This is a genomic window from Streptomyces sp. NPDC025638 (assembly GCF_055558775.1).
Window position 1 is genome coordinate 626,043 of the sequence record NZ_JBVHLX010000002.1, and the last position, 21,706, is coordinate 647,748.

Consider the following 21,706-nt stretch of genomic DNA (forward strand, 5'->3'; position numbering starts at 1 on the left):
CCCATCACGTCGAATGTGCCGATGTGAATCGGCCCGATCGCACTGACCGTCGCAGGCGTGGTAAGTCGGATCCGCTTGATGTTCAGAACGCGGCCCGGTCAGTGCTGAGCGGGCGGACGCGCGCGCAGGCCGAGCCGGGTAATGGCCCAGTGCAGATGGCCCGGATGTACAAGCTCGCCAAGGTCTCGGCGGCAAAGGCCCGCACGCAGGCGGTCAACCGGCTCAAGGCCAGGTGGTGGCGCCGGTCAGCAGGGTGGAGACGACCAGGTTCCACATCATCCAGTGGGTGGTGGCTCACCACAGCAGGCGGTCCCCGACGCCCAGGTCGCTGTGCAGGCCGAGGATCTTGAAGTGTTCGAGCAGGACGCCGCCGTGCCCGTGGACGATGCTCTTCGGCAAGCCGGTGGTGCCAGAGGAGAAGACGATCCACAGAGGGTGGTCGAACGTCACCGCGGTGATGGTGAGGTACTCGGTACGGGGGCGGCATCGTGCCAGGGAACCGTCAGGCCCGTGTGCCGGGTCTCGGGCCGGTTGGGACCCAGATGGTCCACGAGCACCGTGGCCTTCAGCGTGGTCGGGGCGCCGGCCAGTTCGCCGGAGGCGGCTCGGCGGTCGTGTCGGGTGCCGTTGAAGAGGTAGCCGTCCGCCGCGATGAGCACCGTGGGTTCGAACTGGGCGAAGCGGTCGGCGGCGGCCTGGGGCGCGTAGTCCTGGCCGCATACCGACCACACTGCGCCCAGGCTGGTGGTGGCGAGGAAGGCTATGACGGCGTGAGGGGTGTTCGGCAGGTAACCGACCACCCGGTCGCCCATCCCCACCTCCAGGTCGCGCAGGGTGGCCGCGACGGAGGCGACCCGGGCGTGCAGTTGTCGGCATGTGATCTCGTAGCCGGAGCCGTTCTCGTCCAGGGCGGTGATCGCGGGAGCGTCCGGGTGCACGTTGCGCAGCGCGTGGTGGGCGTAGTTGAGGCTGGCGCCGGGGAACCAGCTGGTTTCCCTGACCGCCGCCCGCAGGCTCTGCCCACCGGGCAACCGGGTTCAGGCAAGCATCCCTACCAGCACCGCAGCTGCCACCGTCAGCACCGTGACCGGCAGTTATGACCACATGCAGCCAGCCAACCGACCGCTGAGGGCAGCCCTGTCCGGCGGCGGTCGGTGTTCGGCTCGCGTCCGCGTCCGGTGCCCTGATCAGGCCGAGGTCTTCCGCTGCGACTCGCGGCTTTGTGTGCGCAGTTGCTCGTTGATGCGCTGGGCTTCTTCGAGCTGGTCTTCGAGGATGACGATGCGGCAGGCGGCCTCGATGGGGGTGCCCCGGTCGACGAGTTCGCGGGCGCGGGCGGCGATGCGCAGCTGGTAGCGGGAGTAGCGGCGGTGGCCGCCTTCGGAGCGCAAGGGGGTGATCAGGCGGTGTTCGCCGAGGGCGCGGAGGAAGGCGGGGGTGGTACCGAGCATCTCGGCGGCCCGGCCCATGGTGTAGGCGGGGTAGTCGTCGTCGTCGAGGTTGTCGGCGGGACGGTGACTGGCAGGGGGCATAGACCTCTTCTTCCGGGGGACGCGTCGGGGGGCCCGGGCGCCGTACTGGCGCTCGGGCCCCGAGCTTGCAACACCATCTACCGGCGAACTGCGCCGGCCTTCTTTGTCCTCAGGTACCGCCTGGGAGGGCGGAGCTGTGGGGATCGCGAATGCGTGACCGGGGACCACCTTCCAATCCGGGGCCTGCGGTACCCGGGCGGACTCCTTCTCGCCCGGGCGATCCTGATGGCGTTCTGCTCCTTACCTTTGGTTACTCGGCTGTACTGCTGGGATACCGCGGGTGCTGCTCACGGCCGCTGCGGGCCGCGTCCTACTGGACCTGCTTGCACGGCAGTTCGTGTCTGCCGTGCCCACTTCGACTTCCTGGGTACGACAAGACAGTAACCCCGTGACGCGCCAATGTCTACTTCCGCCATGACAGGTTTTCTTTATGGATGGTGGGTGGAGTTCAACCGTGAACATACGCGAAAGAGTGATGCCCCGGGTTGCCTCCCAGCTCGGCGGACAGACGTTGGGCCGGACGGCCCAACCGATCCAGGCGGGGTGGTGGCGCATGATCGACATGGAGGTGACGTGCACGCACGCGGGTCTCCTGTCGTTGTCGAGGGCCCAGCACCTCCGACGTCGCTCGTGCCCGTGATGCCGCCCGGGCCTTCATTGGAGGTCTGGGTCCGGAACGCGCCTCCGGGCCCGTGAGGTGAACCTGCGGTGATGGCGACCGACGGATCACCCGCGGATGACTTCGATTGATTTCGAAGAGTGGCGGGCCTCGGCCGGCTTGCCGGAGCCAGTTGCGGCGTGAGGTCCGTCTTCGTGCGTTGGAGCTGTGTGTCGGTCAGTCGGGGGCGGCGCTTGTGGCCGTGGCGGAGTTCGTGAGGGTGTCGAGCCGGGCGGCGAGGTCGGGGTGGGTGGTGGTCAGGTGGGGGCGGGTGGCGTTGAGGGGACGGATGAGCTCGGCGGGGTCGTCGTGGGCAAGGGCCGCGTGCAGCTGGCTGAGCGGAAGGCTGGCCGTGGTGGGTAGGTCGGTGAGGGCGGTGATCTGGCCGGCGATGCGGCGCAGGTCGGCGGCGTTGCGGCGGGCCCAGGTGGTGGTAGTGCGTTCGGCGGCGCGACGTCCGCGGGTGGCCTGGACGCGTTGTTCGCCGGTGGTTCCGGCCGGGCCGGGCCGACCCCGCAGATAGCGACGTTCGGCGGCCTGGCGGCTGGCGACGCCGAGGGGGTGGGCGAGGTCCGCCCAGCTGGCACCCGCGTCCCGGGCGGTCTCGATCAGGCCGGTCTCCCATCCGGCCAGCTGCTCGCGTACCTGCCGCAGCAGGAGAAGCGAGGCCAGGGCCTGCTCCGGGCGGACGTCGTGAGTCCCACCGGTGCCGGGGTCCTGGTGCCGGGCTGCATGCAGGGCGTCGTCTATGGCGTGCAGGGCTGCCGCAGCAGCGAGGAACGACGCCGGGCTGTGTGTGTCGGCGCTGGACGATGCCGGCTGGTCGGCCGGGGTCATGGGCACCTCCCTCTATCGTCATCGTTTGGACGACACCATGTTTGTCATCCATTAGATGACATGTTACAACGGTGTCAGTGAGGCGCATTGGCAGTAACTGCCCGAACCTTCTGGAGGTGTTTTCCGATGTTGATGCGCACTGACCCCTTCCGTGAGCTGGACCGTCTGGCCCAGCAGCTGATGGGCCCCGGCACCTGGTCCAGGCCGTCCCCGATGCCGATGGACGCCTACCGCGAGGGCGACCAGTACGTGGTGGCCTTCGACATCCCCGGCGTCAGCGCGGACGCGATCGACATCGACGTCGAACGCAACATGCTCACCGTCAAGGCGGAGCGCCGGCCCGTGACGAAGGCCGACGACGTGCAGATGGAGCTGTCGGAACGGCCGCTGGGCGTCTTCTCCCGCCAGATCGTGCTGGCCGACACGCTGGACACCGAGCACATCCAGGCCGACTACGACGCAGGCGTGCTCACCCTGCGCATCCCGATCGCCGAGCGCGCCAAGCCCCGCAAGATCGCCATCGGCGTCGGAACCGGCCACAAGGAGATCTCCGGCTGAGCCGGACCCGATGAGGGCTGAACAGCGGCGGAGGACGGGTATCTGATCTCTCCCCTCGCCCGTCCTCCGCGCCCCGTGGACCTGAGGAAGGGGTGACGGCCGGCATGACCGTGCGCCGCGAAGCGTTCCTCGACCATGTGAAGGAACGCGGCAAATACGACACCCTGCAGGAGGCCGAACGCGCGGCCCGCGTGGTGCTCGCCCTACTGGGCGCACACCTGGTCGGCGAGGTACGCGCCCAGCTCGCGGCGCGTCTGCCGGAAGACTTCGCCCTGATCCTGCTCAACCCGCTGCAGAGCGCCGAGCCGCTGCCCCCGGAGCGGTTCGTGCGCGCGGCCGCGGCCTGGATCGAAGGGGCCACCGACCAGACCGCGGCCTGGGACGTCAGCGCCGTCCTCTCCACCGTCGCCGACGCCACTGGCGACGACCTCCTCAAGGAGATCCTGCTCCAGCTCCCCGCAGGCTACGACCTCCTCTTCGGCCGCCCCCAGCCCACCTGACCACCCACCCCGGTGACCGCACACCGGCCACCACGACCTGGTGACAGAAAGGCAACCACCGCAGTGATGTCCCACCAGAGCGCACCGCTCCAGCAGCCCTGCGGGAGGGCGTACGAGCACATGCTGGAAAAGGTCCGCTACGAAGGCGCCTACCCCACCCGCGAGAAGGCCGAGGAAGCCGTCCGCCTCGTCCTCGCGGGACTGGGACGCCAACTGACCGGCGACGAACGCGTCGAACTGGCCGCCCGCCTCCCCGTCGAAGCCGCGCGCATCCTCACCGCCCAGATCCCCGACACCAAGCCGCTGGGCGGCTGGGCCTTCGTCAAGGACCTCGCCGCCCACACCGGCGCCTCCCTCGGTACCACCCGCTGGGACACCGGATCCGTCTTCTCCGCCGTCGCGGCCTACGCCGGCCCCGACCTCATCACCCGCATCCTGCACCAGCTCCCCTCCGGCTACGCGCTGCTGTTCGGCCGCGCCGAACTCACCCCAGCCGCATAGGCGGCCCGTGCCCTCCCAGCGTGAAAGCGCCCTGGTGACGGTGATACGTGTCCAGGTTGTTGTGCAGACCTCACGGACCGCCCGTCCAGGTCGGTGCCAGCCACCCAGCACGTCACCACGCGGGAGGGGAGCCACCATGACGACCAGACAGCGCAGCACCTCCTCGGGCACGGATCCTCCCGTTCCGGGCGAGGCCGTCCTGGGTATGGACACGCACGGCGAGGTTCATGTTGCTGCCGTGGTCTCCCCGCTGGGGAAGGTCTTGGGCACCGAGCCCTTTCCGGCCGCGGCGGCCGGCTACCGTCGGCTGCTCGTCCGGGCCCGCAGACTGGGGACGGTGCGCCGGGCCGGTGTGGAGGGAACCGGCACCTTCGGTGCGGGCCTGTCCCGTTACCTGCTCGCTCAGCACGTCCAGGTGTACGAAGTGAACCGGCCCGACCGCACAGCCCGGCGGCTGCTGGGGAAGTCGGATCCGCTCGATGCGCAGGCTGCCGCGCGGGCCGTGCTCAGCGGTCGCGCCAGGGCGCGGGCCAAATCCAGCGACGGGCCGGTGCAGAGCGCCCGGATGTACAAACTCGCCAAGGACTCCGCGGTCAAAGCGCGCACCCAGGCGATCAACCAGCTCAAGGCCGTCCTGGTCATAGCCGACCGCGCTCTGCGGGAACGGTTGTCCAGCCCGGGCAACCGCGAACTGTTCCGCACCTGCGCGCGCCTCGGCCTGCGCGACGGCGAAGACGGCGGGGGCGACGAGGACGCGGTGGCCCAGGCCACCCATATGACCCTGAGCCTGCTCGCCGAGCGCATCGAGCAGCTCACCGGGCAGATCGATGAGCTGAATCAGCGCCTGACTCGGCTCGTCGAACGCCACGCCCCGCAGCTGCTGACACCGGTGGGCATCGGCCCGGACAGCGCCGTCACCTTGCTGATCACCATGGGAGACAATCCCGAGCGGCTGAGCACTGAGGCGTCCTTCGCCGCCTTGTGCGGGGTCAGTCCCATCGAGTACTCCTCGGGCCGGCAGAGCTCGCGTCGCCTCAACCATGGCGGCGACCGGCAGGCGAAGCGGATCCCGGATAGGGAATCTCGGCTGGCGGTATCAGCCTGATACCGCCGAACACGGCGAGCAACTGGTGCGCGGGCGCGTGGTTGATCTCGCTGAGGAAGCGCTGGGCGAGGGCGCGGTTGCCGAGGGCGTCGCGGATGACTTGATCGTCCACTGCTGGTCGCTCGACCATCCCTGCGGTCACTGGAGCCCACCGTCTCGGCGCCGCGAACTTCATGATCGCCTCTCTCAATGGCCGATCTCCCGGCCGCGCTGCACCGCCGTGACGGTGTCCTTGGGGATGCGCTCCCAGCGGCGAACAGGTCGAGGATGATCCGCCTCACGAGGCCAAACCGAAATCATCCTGTACCGGCTCGGCTTCGCCACGGCAGGCCCAGGGAGAGCAGCCGTCGACCACCCCGTTCTCCAGCTTTCCCGCAGCGGTTCGGGCGTCCAGTTGCTGCTGGCGGGCGGCCCCTTCGGCGGCAGTGACGTGGTCGATCGGGGCCTGGGCGAGTGCTTCCCGGGAGCGGTGCAGGAACGCCTGCCCGAGCAGCCGACCGACCCGCCGCAGGAAGGCACTCCCCGGTGCGAAATACTCTCCCGATGAGTTCACGCACTTCCCCGGTCAGCCAGCCGATCACGATACGGAGGGCAGTCGCGCGGGATGCCAAACGGCTCACGCGGCTCGTGCGTGGCTCAGGCGCCTACGAGGGTAAGTACGCAGCCGCAGTGGTGGGCTACCGGGTCGGTCCTGATTACATCGAGGCCCACCGCGCCTTCGTAGCCGTCGGCGCCGACGAGCATGGAGGCCGGGTCCTCGGGTTCTACTCGCTCGTCCTCGCTCCACCGGAGCTCGACCTGCTGTTCGTCGCCGACGAAGCGCAAGGACGTGGTATTGGGCGGCTGCTCGTGGCGCACATGCAGTCCGAGGCCCGTGCCGCCGGGCTCGACCGTGTCAAGGTCGTGTCGCATCTTCCCGCCGAGGACTTCTACCACCGCGTTGGTGCGGTGCGGACCGGGACCGCGTTCGCGAACCCGCCCGCCGTGCCGTGGGACCGTCCCAAATTCGAGTTTCGTATTCCTTCGGAATGATGCGGTGTGCCGGTTCGCAGGGCACCGGCTTCGCCTGCATGGTGGCCGGCATGCAGGAGTCGCTGGACGCCGCGCGCTCCGTGTGTGCCGTCGTCTCTGCCCTGGCGGGGGGATCGCCTGCGCCGGCGGCCTCTCCCGGCGACTCCCTCGCCTCCGGCACTCCCAGGGCGATCGAAATCGCGTACACCTCGGCTCGCTCCACACACGATCGAGGTCGGCCGCGTAAATACGTAGTTCACACAACCCTGATCTGCGAGACGAAGTGGCCACGGTCCACCGTCAGCGCTGTAGGGGGTGATGCCTTGCCAGTGCAGCCATCAGCGCAAGTGGAAGTAGTCACAGCCCTTGCCCCGTGGAGCTTGGCCGACCGGCGTCGGTGCGGCCCGCGGTGGAGCGGATCGGCGGGAGGCTCCGGACAGGGGCATCAGAGCCTGACTGTCGTGGGTGTTGGCCAGGTCCGACTCGGCGTTCGGGTCGTCGTAGGCGTCGACGATGGCGATGGTCCTGCCGGAGCGCCTGGTGGAGGCGGTGGAGGTCAGGCCGTAGGCCGACTGCAGGTCGCTGGGGCCGTAGCCGGTGGGGGAGTCCGCGGCGGCGTTCGGCCGGACGGTCTGGGGTGCGATGCCCTTCTTCGCCGCCTGCTCTTCCTGGAAGGTGGTGGTGCCGCTGGTGACGCGCAGGGCGTTGCAGGATGCGTAGCCCTTCTTCGGGGTGCCGGCGCACTGCAGCATCTCCAGGCGGAACCGCCGGCCCGCCCAGCGCTACGGCGTGGGGAGCCGCTGCGGGGCGCGGAGTACGAGCAGGGTGATCTCGCTCGGGGCGAAGACGCGGAAGGGCGGGCCCCAGAAGCCGGTGCCGCGGCTGGTGTAGAGGAGGGTGCGGGTGCCGTGGCGGCTGAGGCCGGCGAGGGCGGGCTGGTCGATGCGGACCAGGTGGTGGAAGGGCCAGATCTGGCCGCCGTGGGTGTGGCCGGAGAGCTGGAGGTCGACGCCGCCGGCCGCCGCCCGGTCGACGAACTTGGGCTGGTGGGCCAGGAGCAGGACGGGGTAGTCGGGGTCGGCGCCGTGCAGGGCTCCGGCGAGGTGGGCGCCGTGGCCGGCGAGGCCGGAGGACTCGGCCGTGACGTCATCCACGCCGGCGACCACGAGGGTGTCGCCACCGCGTTCGAGCAGCAGATGACGGTTGCGCAGCGGCTCCCAGCCCAGCTCGTCCATCAGGTCGACCCAGCCCTGGGCCTCGCTGTAGTACTCGTGGTTGCCGGTGACGTAGACCCGGGCCCGGGTGGCCTGCACGGTGCCGAGTGGGGCGGCCTGGGCGCGGCGGCGTTCGGCCGTGCCGTCCGCGATGTCTCCGGTGTGGCAGACCAGGTCGGCCTTCAGCGTGTTGACCGTCTCGCAGACCCGCGCCGACCAGCGGGCGCGGTCGAGCGGGCCGTAGTGGGTGTCGGTGATGAGGACGACGCGCGTGCCGTCCAACCCGGCCCCCAGGCGCGGAAGTTGCACGTCCAGGCGGCGTACCCGTGGTACCCGGCGGGCCTCGGCGTACCCCCAGGTGAGCAGCACGGTGGCTGCGCCGAGGACCGCCCAGGTGACGATCCGGGCCCGGTCCTGGCCGTCGCCGACGCCGGTCACGGTCAGGGCGAGCCGCAGCAGGATGCCGAGCACGACGGACCAGGTGAACAGGGTCCAGATGGTGCCCAGCAGGGTGTCTCCGACGATCGCCGCCCAGTCCTGCTGGCGTCGGCCGTGGCCGCGCACCATCGCGAGCGGCATACCGATCAGGCCGAGGGCGAACAGGGCGGTGCCGGCCAGCGTGACAGGGAGCGGCCAGTGCTGGCCGGTGTGCAGCAGCAGCCAGCAGGGCACGGTCCACAGCAGGACGGGGGCGATCAGGGGGAGGTAGCGCATCAGGCGGTGCAGTCGGCTCTGCTGAGTCGCGTGCGCTGCACTGTCGGCGGATCGGGTTTCGCTGGTGTCGGTCACGCATCCCCTCCTTGAACAACCAGGCTGCCGTCGCGCGCACTGTATCCGGCCGTCCCGGGCCGGTCGGACGGACGGGGTGCTCATGGTGGGCAGCCCCATGTGGCGAGGTGGCCTCCGAGTTCGCCCCCGGCTCACGCGGTTGGTGACTCTGCTCCTGACCGGGGCCGCGGCGGCTTCGAACGGTGAGGCGTAGAAGCTCCGGAAGCAGTGGAGAGTACAGCCCATCATCGTGGGCCGGTGAGATCCACATGCCGGTGCCTGTAATGCTCAGTATTTCTGGGTGGGGATGCTGTGACGGGCGGGAGGATGGGTGGGTGCTGTCCCGGGTCCGGGGTCTGACTCATGACACGCCTGACCGAAGTGTCCTGGTCTCACAGTGTCGGCCGTTGGCTGGGGATGGTGCGTTGTCGGTGCCGGGCCGGCGGGGCGTGTCCCGATAGGGGCCTGCCGATCAGTTGTGGCGTCCTCACGATTCTGACCGCCCGATGCGGCCCGGTACCGGCAACGTGACGAGCCATCGGACCGGAAGGGGGGACGGGCATGTCCAGTTCGACCATGTCCAGTACGCCGCCTGCCCGGCAGACTTGTCGTCGACGCTCTGCGGGATGCCGCGATCTGCTGAAGTAGGCCAGGAAGTGGCGAGCCGTGAGGCTGCCCGCGAGGTCTTCCACCTGGTCAAACAGCTACAGCCAGGACCCCGCTCATAGGGGCTGTCGTAACAGATGAGAGGCTCAGGCGGGTGAGTGAGACACCGATGAACACCCTGCAATACCGCTTTGACGGGCCAGAAGACGCACCGGTCCTGATCCTCGGTCCCTCACTGGGTACCACCTGGCACATGTGGGACCGGCAGATCCCGGAACTGACGAAGCAGTGGCGGGTCTTCCGGTTCGATCTGCCGGGGCACGGCGGCGCCCTCGCGTACCCGGCCGGCTCGGTGACCGAGCTGGCCGCCAGGCTGCTCGTCACGCTCGACGGGCTCGGTGTGCAGCGGTTCGGCTACGCGGGCTGTGCGTTCGGCGGAGCGCTCGGCATCGAGCTGGCCCTGCGCCGCCCCGAGCGGGTCGCCTCGCTCGCGCTGGTCGCCACCTCCCCGCGATTCGGGTCCGCGGACGAGTTCCGGCAGCGCGGGGTGATCGTGCGCACGAACGGGCTCGACCCGATCGCCCGGACCGCGCCGGACCGCTGGTTCACCGACGGATTCGCGTCCGCGCAGCCGGCGATCACCGAGTGGGCCGTGCAGATGGTGCGCACCACCGACCCTGGCTGCTACATCGCCGCCTGTGAGGCGCTGGCCGGGTTCGACGTACGGGGCGAGCTGGCCCGTGTCGGCGTGCCGACCCTCGTGCTGGTCGGCTCGGAGGACCAGGTCACCGGCCCGGCCGAGGCCCGCACCCTGGTCGCCGGCATTCCGGACGCCCGGCTCGCGGTCGTCCCCGGCGCCTCCCACCTCGTGCCGGTCGAGCAGCCCGTCGCCGTCACCGAGCTGCTGGTCCGGCACTTCTCCACCGCCTGGCAGCCCGGCTTCGACTCGTCCACCGGCCAGATGGCCATCGTGGCGGCCCCGGCGAAGCCGGTCCTGGCCGCGGCGCCGCTCGTCGCTCCGCAGGCCGCGCCCATCGCCGAGATCGCCCCCGCCGTCGTACCGCCGCAGCCCGCCGGGTGGCCGGACCAGTACGACGCGGGGCTCAAGATCCGCCGGGAGGTGCTCGGCGACGCGCACGTCGACCGGGCGCTCACCGAGGCCGACGACTTCTCCGGGGAGTTCCAGGAGTTCCTCACCCGGTACGCGTGGGGCGAGATCTGGAGCCGGCCGGGCCTCGACCGGCGCTCGCGCAGCTGTGTCACCCTCACCGCGCTGGTCGCGGGCGGCCACCTGGAGGAACTCGCCTTCCACACCCGGGCCGCGCTGCGCAACGGGCTGACCCCGGACGAGATCAAGGAAGTGCTGCTCCAGGCGGCCGTGTACTGCGGGATGCCCGCGGCGAACAGCGCGTTCCGGGTGGCCCAGCAGGTCATCCGCGAGGAGACCACGCCCGCGGAGTGAGCGACGGAGAGCGACCGAGTGCGGCGGGGGAGAGGATGGGAGCCATGAAGCTCACGAAGAAGTCGCATGCCTGTGTCCGGCTGGAGAAGGACGGGCGGACGCTCGTCCTCGACCCCGGAGGGTTCAGCGAGCAGGACGCCGCGGTCGGCGCGGACGCGATCCTGGTCACGCACGAGCACCCAGACCACTTCGACGAGGGGCGGCTGCGGGCGGCCCTGGAGGCCGACCCGGCCGCCGAGATCTGGACCCTGAAGTCGGTCGCCGAGCAGCTCACGGCCGCCTTCCCGGGCCGCGTGCACACCGTCGGCCACGGCGACACCTTCACCGCGGCGGGCTTCGACGTCCAGGTCCACGGCGAACTGCACGCGGTCATCCACCCGGACATCCCGCGCATCACCAACGTCGGCTATCTGATCGACGGCGGCCGGGTCTTCCACCCGGGCGACGCGCTGACCGTCCCCGACCAGCCGGTCGAGACGCTGATGCTCCCGGTGATGGCCCCCTGGAACAAGATCGCCGAGGTCATCGACTACGTCCGCGAGGTCAAGCCGCAGCGCGCCTACGACATCCACGACGCCCTCCTCACCGACCTCGCCCGCCCGATCTACGACCGCCAGATCGGCGCCCTGGGCGGCTCGGAGCACCTGCGGCTGGCGCCGGGGGACTCCGCCGACGTCTGAGGCCGGAATCGGGCGGGGCGGCGTTGTCGGTCCCGCCCGGTAGGTTGTGAGGCATGCGCATCGCGACCTGGAACGTGAACTCGATCACCGCTCGCCTGCCGAGGCTGCTCGCCTGGCTGGAGAGCAGCGGCACGGACGTGCTGTGCCTGCAGGAGGCCAAGCTCGCCGAGGAGCAGTTCCCGTTCGACCAGCTGCGCGAGCTGGGCTACGAGGCGGCGGTGAACGCCAAGGGCCGGTGGAACGGCGTGGCGGTGCTCTCCCGCGTCGGCCTGGCGGACGTCGTCAAGGGCCTGCCCGGCGGCCCCGGCTACGAGGGTCTGGAGGAGCCCCGCGCGATCTCCGCGACCTGCGGTCCGGTCCGCGTCTGGTCGGTGTACGTGCCGAACGGGCGCGAGGTGGACCACCCGCACTACGCCTACAAGCTCCAGTGGTTCGAGGCCCTGAAGGCCGCCGTCGCGGGCGACGCGACCGGCTCCCGCCCCTTCGCGGTCCTGGGCGACTACAACGTGGCACCGACGGACGACGATGTCTACGACGTGGCCGCCTTCGAGGGCCTCACCCATGTCACCCCCGCCGAGCGCGCCGCCCTGGCCTCCCTGCGCGAGGCGGGCCTGTCCGACGTCGTCCCGCGCCCGCTGAAGTACGACCACCCCTTCACGTACTGGGACTACCGCCAGCTCTGCTTCCCGAAGAACCGCGGCATGCGCATCGACCTGGTATACGGCAACGAGCCGTTCGCCAAGGCGGTCAAGGACGCCTACGTCGACCGCGAGGAGCGCAAGGGCAAGGGCGCCTCGGACCACGCGCCGGTGGTCGTCGATCTGGACGTGTAGGGCGCGACACCCGCGCCCGGGCTGTGGTGCGCACGGTGGTGCGAATGTCACGCTGGGCGTATGAACATCCCGTTCCTGGGCAGTCGGCACAAGAAACGCGATGAGGCGGTGCTCGCCCTCGACCCCGAGGGCGTCGCGGAGCTCCTCTCCGAGTGTGAGCTGTTGCGCGCGCAGGCGTCCCAGGAGGGCGTCCTGCTCGACGACTCCGCGGCCTCGCTGGAGGCGCTCGACCAGTTGCTGCCGCGCTGGCGCGACGACGAGGAGAGCCTGCCCTGGCTGGGCAACGACGCGGGGCTCTACCTGGGCACGGTCATCGTGCGCACCGTGCAGGGCGCGCGCTGGGACCTCAGACCCGGCGGGCAGGCCGTCGTACGGCTGGCGTCGGGCCGTGAGTTCGACGTCGTCGAGACGGGTCGGGAGTGGGCCGCGAGCGGTGTGCCCGAGCTGTCGCAGCTCTATGCCGAGGTCGCCGAGACCTGACGCAAGACCTGAAGCGAGACCCGAGGCGAGACCCGAGGCGAGACCCGAGGCGAGACCCGAGGCGAGACCTGCGGATTGCAGCGCGACCTAAAGACGGCGTAAATACGGCTTATGCCCGATAAGTGCGTGTCGTGTGTCGAGTCCCCTGCCGTCTGGATAGTTTGCGGCAACCATGACACAGCAGAGAGTGAGTAGGGCTGCGGATGGCCGTCGATCCTTTGATCGAACTGTGTGACGTCGACAAGTGCGGCCGCGTCATCGAGACCGCGTACTGAGCGGGGGGCGCGACCATGATCCGTACCACACGTGTGTCCATCGCCCCGGCGGCGCTCGCCATCGCGCTCGTCGCGGCCGCCTGCGGCGGACACGGCGGCCCGCCCGCCGAGGGCCCGGCGCCCGACGGACTCCCCAACCAGCGGGTGGCACAGGGCATCCGGCCGCCGGACCCCCCGAATTCCCTTGAGGCGACGCTCGGCCGGGCCGGCTCATGAACGTCGACTACGATGGGCCGTTCATCCCGCATCGGGATGAGCGCGCTGCTTTCGTGGTTCACCGGCCGGGTGTCCCACCGTGAGCAACGCAGTCCCGAGACCCGGGCCGTGGCGGTCGCCGCGGCCGAACCAGGGGCGCTGCTGCCGGGTGGGAACCCCCCTCACGGCCCCGAGACCATAAGGGGGGCGGCAGTTCACAGGGCCAGGCCCGGCCGGCGGCAGCCGGAGATCACTGCTCGCGCAGCGGAACGGACACGTATGACGGGTCGTCCGCCGGTGAGGAGAAGGTCAGCTGCGCGCCGGACGGGTTGTGCTCGATGTAGAGCGGGTCGACCGTGTCGACGACCAGGGCGAGCCGGTGTCCGGCCGGGACGTCGTAGGCCGTCGAGAACAGGTCCAGGTCGACGTCGAACGGTCGGCCGGGCGTGCGGTCGTACCAGGTGTACGGCGCGTTGGTGACCAGCTTGCCGAAGCCGAGCGGGCCCACGTCGTAGAGGTAGGCGACGAGCGTGCCGCTCTCCCCGGTCGGGGTGAGGGTGGTGTGCAACTTCGCGGTGCCGCGCACCTGCTGGGCGGTGCCGTACTTCTCCGACTGCCAGACCGCGGCCCAACGGCGGGGGAGCAGCGGGATCGAGGCGATCGGCGGGATCCGGGCGACCTGGTCGAGGATGCTGGAGAGGAAGACGATCCCGCCGTCGGCGCCCGAGTCCACGTTCGTGTGGATCGTGGTGGCGCCGGCGAGGGCGAGCTTGGTGCGGGTGGCGCCTACCGACTTCCAGTCCGGGTAGGCCTCGTAGCCGTCGGAGGTACGGGACTTGAGCTGTACGGGCTGCTCGTGGTCGATGCCGTTGTCCGTGCCCTTGAGGTAGTGGTCGAACCAGCGCTCGGTGTCGGTCCACACGTCGTTGGGCAGCCCGAACAGGCCGGTCAGTTCGGCGGTCGCGTGGTCGCCGGGGCGGAACTCCAGCCGCTTCGGGACGGTGAGCTTCTCGTAGAAGTCGGCGTACTGGTTCGCGGGGAAGATCGTGTCGCCCCAGGCGTTGGCCATCATCACGGCCGGGGCGTTCTTGTTGAGCTGGTCGACATAGGTTGCGACCGAACGTTTCTTCCCCCAGTCGATCATCTCCTGTTCCTTGGCGAGGTTGGAGGCGTAGAAGTCGTCGAAGATCTGCCGTACTTCGGGGCTCTCGCGGCCCGTGACGACGCCCGCGCCGTCCAGCAGGGCGGCCGCCTGGACGTGCTGGGTGCGGCCGGAGTAGATAGAGCTGATCAGGTCCGCCCAGCCGCTGAGCGCGGCGACCGCCTTGATCCGCTTGTCGTGGGCGGCGGCGAGCAGGCTGATCCCGGCGCCGTAGGAGACGCCCGCCACGCCGATGTGCCGGGGGTCGGCGGGGGTGTTGGCGAGGGCCCAGTCGATCACTTTGGAGGCGTCCGCTATGTCGGGCGGACCGGCCACTTCTATCTGTCCGCCGGACTGCCAGAAGCCGCGCACGTTGTAAGTGAGCACGATGTACCCGGAGTTCGCGAGCTTCTGGGCCTGGGCCAGATACTCGGCCTGGGGCAGGCCCCAGCTCGTGGGCAGCACGATGAGCGGGTAGCTGTGCGAGGCGTCGGCGTCCGCCGGGGCGACGACGTTCGCCTTGAGTGTCGTGCCGCCGTCGCCGGTGATGTCGACGAAGCGGATGGCGGCGACGGCCTGCGCGGCCGGAGCCAGGCCCACGACGCTGCCGGCGATCAGCGCCGCGGAGACGGCTCCGACGGCGGAGGTGCGCAAGGTGGTGCGACCGTGTCCCATGGGGTCACTCCTCACTCGTGTCAGTGCAAAGTGACCCGACGGTAACCGTGATGCCTTACCGTAAGTAACCCGTCGGTAAGTTACGTGCGGGTAAAGTTATTTGGAGTGTGCTGTTCCCTAGGAGGCCCGGTGTGAGGCGCGTGGAGCCTCCAGCTTCGGCAGCGGCGCCTGCGCGGTCCGCGTCACGTCCGCGACCAGCTCGACCACGTCGGGGCCGTATGCCTGCGAATTGACCACCTTCAGCAGGAGCACGAAGGTGTTGTCACCGTGCTTGCGGGCCAGCCGCTCGTGGTTGCGGGCGAGATAGCGGGTCGCGGCCTGGTTGGTGATCGCGCGCTGGCCGCAGAAGAGGAACACCGGGCGCGCGTCGCGCCCCTGGCCCGCGGTGAGCCGGGCGAGCAGCACGTACTCGCTCTTGCCGGGCTCCAGCCGGTAGCGCTCGCTGCCGATCTGGAAGGCGCCGCGGTCCGGGCCGGGCTCCGCGTCCACGTTGACGCGCACGCCGGGCAGCAGGGAGGCGAGGTGTGCGGTCATACGGCGGTTGGAGGCGGGTCCGCCCACACAGAACTCGGTGCGCTCGCCGAAGCCCTGCTGTGCCGCGTCGTGGGCGACGACCTGCGCGTTGGCGTTGCAGTCCTTGATGAGGGCGGCGAGCTCCAGGAGCGCGAACACGTCGTGCCGCATCACCGTCAGCTCGGGCCCGCCCGCCTCGCGGTTTACCACCAGCAGCGACTCGGAGTTGTCGGGCAGACCGAAGAAGGCCTGCTTCCGCCGAAGCTTGCGCTTCCACAGGTAGGTGCGGGCCAGCCAGCCGAGACCGGCGCTGACACCGGCGGCTATCAGGCCCAGGACGATGTTGCGGACGTCGTCATTCATGGGCGCGCATGGTAGCGGGCCCGGGTGGCCGGAACGTACCCGTGTTCGATGTGTGATGTTCGCGTGACAATTGCCTTGAATGAGCCTGTCGAGGCAGGGCCCGTGTGGCTACGCTGCGCGGACTGTTCCGGACTGGAGGTACGGATGCGTCGCTCTGCCGCGCGGAAACTGACGGTTCTGGCGGTTTCGGCCGCCGTGGTGTCGGTGGGGGCGGCGGCGCCACCGGCCCCGGCGGCCGGGACGGCGGCGAAAGTTCCGGTGGCCGTCGGCTACGGCGGCGCGGTGGCCAGCGTCGACGCGGACGCCTCCGCCGCGGGCATCGAGGTCCTGAAGAAGGGCGGCAACGCCGTGGACGCGGCCGTCGCCACGGCCGCCGCGCTCGGCGTCACCGAGCCCTACTCCTCCGGCATCGGCGGAGGCGGCTACTTCGTCTACTACGACGCCAAGTCCCGTACGGTCCACACCATCGACGGCCGGGAGACCGCGCCGCTGACCGCCGGCTCCGACCTCTTCCTGGAGAACGGCAAGCCCCTCGCCTTCGCCGACGCCGTCAGCAGCGGCCTGAGCGTCGGCACCCCGGGCACGCCCGCCACCTGGCAGACGGCCCTGGACGAGTGGGGCAGCAGACAGCTCGGTACGGTCCTCAAGCCCGCCGAGCGCATCGCCCGCGACGGCTTCACGGTGGACGACACCTTCCGCAGTCAGACCGCGTCCAACGAGACCCGCTTCCGCTACTTTCCGGCCACCGCGCAGCTGTTCCTGCCCGGCGGCCGGCTCCCGGTCGTCGGCTCGACCTTCAAGAACCCCGATCTCGCCCGCACCTATGAGGAGCTGGCGAGAAAGGGAGTCGGCGCGATCTACGACGGCGCGCTCGGCGAGGACATCGTCCACACCGTGAACAACCCCCCGGTGGACCCGGGTTCCGGCTGGAACGCCCGCCCCGGCAAGCTCTCCGCAGCGGACCTGGCCGCCTACCGCGCCAAGCCGCAGGCGCCCACGAGGACGTCGTACCGGGGAGTGAAGGTCTACTCGATCGCGCCCTCCTCCTCGGGCGGCACCACGGTCGGCGAAGCCCTCAACATCCTTGAGAAGACCGAGCTTTCGAAGGCCTCCGAGACGCAGTACCTGCACCACTTCATCGAGGCGAGCCGGATCGCCTTCGCGGACCGCGGGCGCTGGGTCGGCGACCCGGCCTTCGAGGACGTACCGACGAAGGAACTGCTCTCACAGAAGTACGCCGACTCGCGCGCCTGCCTGATCAAGGACGACGCCGTCCTCACCAGCCCGCTCGCGCCCGGCGACCCGCGCGACCCGGCGGCCTGCTCCACCGCGGGCACGGCGGCCCCGACGACCTACGAGGGCGAGAACACCACGCACCTCACGGTCGCCGACAAATGGGGCAACGTCGTCGCCTACACCCTCACCATCGAGCAGACCGGCGGCAGCGCGATCACCGTCCCCGGCCGTGGCTTCCTGCTCAACAACGAGCTGACGGACTTCTCCTTCGCCCCCGCCAACCCGGCCGTGCACGACCCGAACCTGCCCGGTCCCGGCAAGCGGCCGCGCTCCTCGATCTCCCCGACGATCGTGCTCGACCGGCACGACCGGCCCGTCGTGGCCCTCGGCTCACCCGGCGGCGCGACCATCATCACCACCGTGCTGCAGACCCTCACGGAGTTCCTCGACCGCCGGCTGCCACTGGTCGACGCGATCGCCGCGCCGCGCGCCAGCCAGCGCAACGCCGCCCAGACCGAACTCGAACCCGCCCTCTACGACAGTGACCTGAGGACCCGGTTGGAGGCCATCGGCCACAGCTTCAAACCGAACCCCGAAATCGGCGCGGCCACCGGCGTCCAGCGCCTCCCGGACGGCAGGTGGCTGGCCGCGGCGGAGAAGGTACGCCGGGGCGGCGGCTCGGCGATGGTGGTGCGCCCGGCCGGGTAGGGGCCGGGCCCCGGAAGCACGGGCGGCTCCGGGGTACGTTCCGCCTGCGCGTCCGCCGCGGACACCCCGGCTCATGCGTCGGGCGCATATGGCCTGGCTCGCGCCGGGCGCAAGCCGCTTGGGGGGTACCCGGCGCCCGCGGCTCGGCCGGGGGTCCGGCGTGTGCGGCACGGCGTGCGTGCCTGGCGTCTCCCCGACCGGCTTTACCACCCGGCGGCCGGGGCCGGCTCGGGTGTGCGGTGGCCCCGGGCGGCTCGCGAGTTCGCTGCCTCCCCCCGGGGCGCCTGTGCCCTGCGCGGTCACCGGCCGTCCTGGTCCCCCGGCGTAGGTGAGTCGGCCTCCGTGTCTGCCGCCGCGGGGCCGGTCCGCGCGTCGGGTGATTCTCCGGTGGTCTGCGTATCCGGGGCTGCCCCGCCCGGCTCCTCAGCCGGTGTCGGCGGTGGCTGCTCGGTCGGCCGGGCGTGGAACGTCAGTCGGCTGTCCGCCACGTCCACCGTCACCCGGCTGCCCTCGGTGATCGTGCCGTCGAGCAGGAGGCGGGACAGCTGGTTGTCGACCTCGCGCTGGATGGTGCGGCGCAGCGGCCGGGCGCCGTACTCCGGCTGATGGCCGCGCTCCGCGAGCCAGCCGACGGACGCGTCGGTGAACGCGACCGTGATGCCCTGGGCGTGCAGCAGCCGGCGGGTGCGCTCCAGGAGCAGGTCGGTGATCTGCCGCAGTTGCTCGGCGGTGAGCTGGTGGAAGACGACGATCTCGTCGATGCGGTTGAGGAACTCCGGTCGGAAGTGCTCGCGCAGCGGCCGCAGGATCCGTTCGCGCCGCGCCTCCTCGTCGGCCTGCTCCCCGGTGCTCCCGAACCCGATGCCGGCACCCCGCCCGGTGATCGCCTCGGAGCCGAGATTGCTGGTCATCACGATGACCGTGTTGGTGAAGTCCACCGTGCGGCCCTGGGAGTCGGTGAGCCGGCCGTCGTCCAGGACCTGCAGCAGGATGTTGAAGACGTCGGGGTGCGCCTTCTCCACCTCGTCGAGCAGCAGCAGCGAGTACGGGTGCCTGCGCACCACCTCGGTGAGCTGGCCGGCCTCCTCGTGCCCGACGTACCCGGGCGGGGCGCCCACCAGCCGGGAGACCGTGTGCCGCTCCTGGTACTCGCTCATGTCGAGGCGCACCATGCGGTCCTCGCTGCCGAACAGCACCTCGGCCAGCGCGCGGGCCAGCTCGGTCTTGCCGACGCCGGTCGGACCGAGGAACAGGAAGCTGCCGATCGGCCGGTCCGGGCTGGCCAGCCCGGCCCGGGAGCGCAAGACCGCCTCGGACACCGCGGCGACCGCCTCTTCCTGCCCGATCACCCGCTGGTGCAGATGCTGCTCAAGGCCGAGCAGCCGCTCCTTCTCCTCCTGGGTGAGACGGCTGACCGGGATGTGGGTCAGCCGGGACACCACTTCGGCGACGGCCTCGGCCGTCACCTCCAGGTTCTGCCCCTCGTCGGCCTCCTCGTCGCCGCTGGTCTCGGAGATCCGCTCCTTCAGCCCGGCGATGCGGTCGCGCAGCTGGGTGGCCTGCTCGTACTGCTCGTCGGCGACCGCCTGGTCCTTGTCCCGGACGAGCTGCTCGACCTCGCGCTCCATCGCGCGCACATCCGTGCCCTTGGTCCGGGCACCCAGGCGCACCCGCGCCCCCGCCTGGTCGATCAGGTCGATGGCCTTGTCCGGCAGACGGCGGTCGGTGAGATACCGGTCGGACAGCTCCACGGCGGCCACCAGGGCCTCGTCGGTGTAGCGGACCTGGTGATGGGCCTCGTAGCGGTCGCGCAGCCCGCGCAGGATCTCGATCGTGTCCTCGGCCGTCGGCTCGGGCACCAGGATCGGCTGGAAGCGGCGGGCCAGTGCCGCGTCCTTCTCGATCCGGCGGAACTCCTCCAGCGTGGTCGCGCCCACGATGTGCAGCTCGCCGCGGGCCAGGGCGGGCTTGAGGATGTTGCCCGCGTCCATCGCCCCGCTCTCGCCGCCCGTCCCGGCACCGACCACGGTGTGCAGCTCGTCGATGAAGACGATCAGCCGGCCGGAGTGGGCGCGGATCTCGCCCACGATGTTGTTCAGCCGCTCCTCGAAGTCCCCGCGGAACCGGGTCCCGGCGACCACACCGGTCAGGTCCAGGGAGACCACACGGCGGCCGATGAGTATGTCGGGCACGTCCCCGTCGGCGATCCGCTGGGCCAGCCCCTCCACGATCGCGGTCTTGCCCACACCCGCTTCGCCGATCAGCACCGGGTTGTTCTTGCCGCGCCGGGAGAGCACCTCGATGGTCTGCTCGATCTCCTCGCCCCGCCCGATGACCGGGTCGATGCGGTCCTGCGCGGCCAGCTCGGTCAGGTCGCGGCCGTACTTGTCGAGGGTCGGCGTCGACGCGGGCCGCTGCCGGTCGGTTCCGGTGCGTGTCCGGTCGGTCTCGGGCGCGTCGGCCGGCATGCCGGTGGCCGCGAAGCGGGCGGCGCCCAGGATGTGCCCGGCGGCCGAGTCCGGGTTCGCGGCGAGCGCGCTGAGCACATGCTCCGGGCCGATGTACCCGGCACCGCTCGCCCGTGCCAGGTCGTGCGCGTCGAGCAGGGCGCGTTTGACGGCCGGGGTGAGCGAGAGCGAGGTGGGCGGCGGGACCTCGCCCGGCGGGTGCTGCACCGGGCCGGACCGCTGGTCGATCTCCGTCGCGAGGCCGTCCGGGTCCGCGCCCGCGCGGCTGAGCAGACTGCGGGTGGGCTCGGTGGAGAGGGCCGCGCGCAGCAGGTGCTGGGTGTCCAGGTCCCGGCTGCCGTGCTCGGCGGCATACAGGGCCGCGCCGCGCACGAGTTCCCTGGCCGGCTGGCTCAGCAGCCGGCCTATGTCGATGTGGCGGGGGCCCTGCTGGGGGCCGCCTCCGCCGAAGAACCGGGACAGGAACTCACCGAAGGGGTCGGGAGGGTAGCCGTCGGTCATGACGTTCCGTTCCTTTGGTGCTCGTTCATAACACCTTGGCACGGATGGGGACGGAGGGCACCTTACGGGCGGGCCCTTCCGCCGGCCCGCCGCTCGGTGAGAATCCGGGGGCCTGTCCGGGTGATCGCGACCGTGTGTTCCACGTGTGCCGCGCGCGAGCCGTCGTTCGTGCGCAGCGTCCAGCCGTCCGATGACGCGAAGTAGGCGTCCCGGCCGCTCGAGATCAGCATGGGCTCGATCGCCAGGACCATGCCGTGCCGCAGCGGAAGGCCCCGGCCGGGCCGGCCCTCGTTCGGCACCTCGGGGTCCTCGTGCATACGGCGGCCCACGCCGTGGCCCCCGAAGCCCTGTGGCACGCCGTATCCCGCCGCCCGGCACACCGAGCCGACGGCATGGGCGATGTCGCCGATGCGGTTGCCGACGACGGCCGCCGCGATGCCCGCGGCCAGCGCCTGCTCGGCGGTGTCGATCAGTCGTACGTCCGCCGGGCGCGGCCTGCCCACGACGAAGCTGATCGCCGAGTCGCCGGCCCAGCCGTCCAGTTCCGCGCCGCAGTCGATGGAGACGAGGTCGCCGTCGCGCAGCCGGTAGCGGCCCGGGATGCCGTGGACGATCGCGTCGTTGACGGAGGCGCAGATCACGGCGGGGAAGGGGGTGGGGGCGAAGGAGGGACGGTAGCCGAGGAACGGCGAGGAGGCACCTGCCTCGCGCAGCGCCTCGTGCGCCACGTCGTCCAGCTCCTTCAGTGAGACGCCGACGGCCGCGGCCGCCCGCACGGCTGTCAGAGCCCGCCCGACGACCTGGCCCGCCGCATGCATCGCGTTGATCGACGTGTCCGTCTTCAGCTCCACCATGCCAATTACTATACCGGTATTAGAATGACGGC

General features: G+C 70.7%; 20 protein-coding genes and 1 pseudogene. 11 read left to right on the forward strand and 10 right to left on the reverse strand.

Going from position 1 to position 21,706, the window contains the following annotated elements:
• Nucleotides 1-231: 231 nt before the first annotated feature.
• From ACZ4EG_RS07005 to ACZ4EG_RS07015, 3 genes and pseudogenes are all read right to left on the reverse strand, one after another.
• Nucleotides 232-986, reverse strand: a pseudogene (locus ACZ4EG_RS07005) (AMP-binding protein); the annotation flags it as partial.
• Between the two features lie 201 nt (nt 987-1,187).
• The gene (locus tag ACZ4EG_RS07010) at nt 1,188-1,532 is read right to left on the reverse strand and encodes a MerR family transcriptional regulator (RefSeq protein ID WP_453557387.1); all 345 of its coding nucleotides are present in this window, start codon (nt 1,530-1,532) and stop codon (nt 1,188-1,190) included.
• 835 nt (nt 1,533-2,367) lie between these two features.
• Nucleotides 2,368-3,027 (reverse strand): type III effector protein, encoded by a 660-nt coding sequence (locus ACZ4EG_RS07015; RefSeq protein ID WP_467789849.1) that lies wholly within the window; start codon nt 3,025-3,027, stop codon nt 2,368-2,370.
• 126 nt (nt 3,028-3,153) lie between these two features.
• Here ACZ4EG_RS07015 and ACZ4EG_RS07020 point away from each other — a divergent pair, with 126 nt between their 5' ends.
• The 4 genes from ACZ4EG_RS07020 to ACZ4EG_RS07035 all read left to right on the forward strand — a co-directional run bounded on the left by ACZ4EG_RS07020 (nt 3,154) and on the right by ACZ4EG_RS07035 (nt 5,691).
• The gene (locus ACZ4EG_RS07020; RefSeq protein WP_453557383.1) at nt 3,154-3,585 is read left to right on the forward strand and encodes an Hsp20/alpha crystallin family protein; all 432 of its coding nucleotides are present in this window, start codon (nt 3,154-3,156) and stop codon (nt 3,583-3,585) included.
• A gap of 104 nt (nt 3,586-3,689) precedes the next feature.
• The gene (locus tag ACZ4EG_RS07025) at nt 3,690-4,085 is read left to right on the forward strand and encodes a DUF2267 domain-containing protein (RefSeq protein WP_453557381.1); all 396 of its coding nucleotides are present in this window, start codon (nt 3,690-3,692) and stop codon (nt 4,083-4,085) included.
• Nucleotides 4,086-4,151: 66 nt separating this feature from the next.
• On the forward strand, nt 4,152-4,586 hold the full coding sequence (locus ACZ4EG_RS07030) for a DUF2267 domain-containing protein (RefSeq protein WP_467789850.1): 435 nt from the start codon (nt 4,152-4,154) through the stop codon (nt 4,584-4,586).
• Between the two features lie 136 nt (nt 4,587-4,722).
• A complete protein-coding gene (locus tag ACZ4EG_RS07035) occupies nt 4,723-5,691 on the forward strand; it encodes an IS110 family RNA-guided transposase (RefSeq protein ID WP_467789851.1) in 969 nt (322 codons plus the stop codon).
• A 277-nt stretch (nt 5,692-5,968) separates the two neighbouring features.
• Here ACZ4EG_RS07035 and ACZ4EG_RS07040 read toward each other — a convergent pair whose 3' ends face one another.
• Nucleotides 5,969-6,244 carry a hypothetical protein gene (locus ACZ4EG_RS07040; protein ID WP_467789852.1) on the reverse strand — a complete coding sequence of 92 codons (276 nt, stop codon included), beginning with the start codon at nt 6,242-6,244 and terminating at the stop codon, nt 5,969-5,971.
• Between ACZ4EG_RS07040 and ACZ4EG_RS07045 the strand changes: the two genes are divergently transcribed.
• On the forward strand, nt 6,235-6,723 hold the full coding sequence (locus ACZ4EG_RS07045; RefSeq protein WP_467789853.1) for a GNAT family N-acetyltransferase: 489 nt from the start codon (nt 6,235-6,237) through the stop codon (nt 6,721-6,723). The two genes, ACZ4EG_RS07040 and ACZ4EG_RS07045, sit on opposite strands and share 10 nt — an antisense overlap.
• 317 nt (nt 6,724-7,040) lie before the next feature.
• Here ACZ4EG_RS07045 and ACZ4EG_RS07050 read toward each other — a convergent pair whose 3' ends face one another.
• Together ACZ4EG_RS07050 and ACZ4EG_RS07055 are read right to left on the reverse strand one after the other, a co-directional pair.
• Complete coding sequence (locus tag ACZ4EG_RS07050) at nt 7,041-7,454, reverse strand: hypothetical protein (RefSeq protein WP_467789854.1); 414 nt, start codon at nt 7,452-7,454, stop codon at nt 7,041-7,043.
• A gap of 30 nt (nt 7,455-7,484) precedes the next feature.
• A complete protein-coding gene (locus ACZ4EG_RS07055) occupies nt 7,485-8,705 on the reverse strand; it encodes a metallophosphoesterase (protein ID WP_453557361.1) in 1,221 nt (406 codons plus the stop codon).
• Between the two features lie 739 nt (nt 8,706-9,444).
• On the opposite strand from ACZ4EG_RS07055, the gene pcaDC reads away from it, so the two are divergent.
• The 5 genes from pcaDC to ACZ4EG_RS07080 all read left to right on the forward strand — a co-directional run bounded on the left by pcaDC (nt 9,445) and on the right by ACZ4EG_RS07080 (nt 13,236).
• Nucleotides 9,445-10,752, forward strand: coding sequence for a bifunctional 3-oxoadipate enol-lactonase/4-carboxymuconolactone decarboxylase PcaDC (gene pcaDC, locus ACZ4EG_RS07060; RefSeq protein ID WP_467789855.1), 1,308 nt, complete (start codon nt 9,445-9,447; stop codon nt 10,750-10,752).
• Nucleotides 10,753-10,796: 44 nt separating this feature from the next.
• The gene (locus tag ACZ4EG_RS07065) at nt 10,797-11,432 is read left to right on the forward strand and encodes an MBL fold metallo-hydrolase (protein ID WP_453556380.1); all 636 of its coding nucleotides are present in this window, start codon (nt 10,797-10,799) and stop codon (nt 11,430-11,432) included.
• A 53-nt stretch (nt 11,433-11,485) separates the two neighbouring features.
• Entirely contained in the window at nt 11,486-12,265 is a 780-nt protein-coding gene (locus ACZ4EG_RS07070) for an exodeoxyribonuclease III (protein ID WP_453556377.1), read from the forward strand.
• Nucleotides 12,266-12,325: 60 nt separating this feature from the next.
• A complete protein-coding gene (locus ACZ4EG_RS07075) occupies nt 12,326-12,745 on the forward strand; it encodes a DUF6278 family protein (protein WP_467789856.1) in 420 nt (139 codons plus the stop codon).
• 290 nt (nt 12,746-13,035) lie between these two features.
• Nucleotides 13,036-13,236: a hypothetical protein gene (locus tag ACZ4EG_RS07080; protein WP_467789857.1), complete on the forward strand. Its 201-nt coding sequence runs from the start codon at nt 13,036-13,038 to the stop codon at nt 13,234-13,236.
• Nucleotides 13,237-13,465: 229 nt separating this feature from the next.
• Here ACZ4EG_RS07080 and ACZ4EG_RS07085 read toward each other — a convergent pair whose 3' ends face one another.
• Together ACZ4EG_RS07085 and ACZ4EG_RS07090 are read right to left on the reverse strand one after the other, a co-directional pair.
• Nucleotides 13,466-15,031 (reverse strand): alpha/beta fold hydrolase, encoded by a 1,566-nt coding sequence (locus ACZ4EG_RS07085; RefSeq protein ID WP_467789858.1) that lies wholly within the window; start codon nt 15,029-15,031, stop codon nt 13,466-13,468.
• A 117-nt stretch (nt 15,032-15,148) separates the two neighbouring features.
• Nucleotides 15,149-15,907 (reverse strand): hypothetical protein, encoded by a 759-nt coding sequence (locus ACZ4EG_RS07090; protein WP_453556366.1) that lies wholly within the window; start codon nt 15,905-15,907, stop codon nt 15,149-15,151.
• A gap of 144 nt (nt 15,908-16,051) precedes the next feature.
• Here ACZ4EG_RS07090 and ggt point away from each other — a divergent pair, with 144 nt between their 5' ends.
• On the forward strand, nt 16,052-17,851 hold the full coding sequence (gene ggt / locus ACZ4EG_RS07095) for a gamma-glutamyltransferase (RefSeq protein ID WP_467789859.1): 1,800 nt from the start codon (nt 16,052-16,054) through the stop codon (nt 17,849-17,851).
• Nucleotides 17,852-18,150: 299 nt separating this feature from the next.
• On the opposite strand, the gene ACZ4EG_RS07100 is transcribed toward ggt, so the two are convergent.
• Both ACZ4EG_RS07100 and map read right to left on the reverse strand, forming a co-directional pair.
• Nucleotides 18,151-20,820, reverse strand: a complete 2,670-nt coding sequence (locus ACZ4EG_RS07100) for an ATP-dependent Clp protease ATP-binding subunit (RefSeq protein ID WP_467789860.1) — start codon at nt 20,818-20,820, stop codon at nt 18,151-18,153.
• 62 nt (nt 20,821-20,882) lie between these two features.
• Nucleotides 20,883-21,674 carry a type I methionyl aminopeptidase gene (gene map, locus ACZ4EG_RS07105; RefSeq protein WP_467789861.1) on the reverse strand — a complete coding sequence of 264 codons (792 nt, stop codon included), beginning with the start codon at nt 21,672-21,674 and terminating at the stop codon, nt 20,883-20,885.
• Between the last annotated feature and the right edge of the window lie 32 nt (nt 21,675-21,706).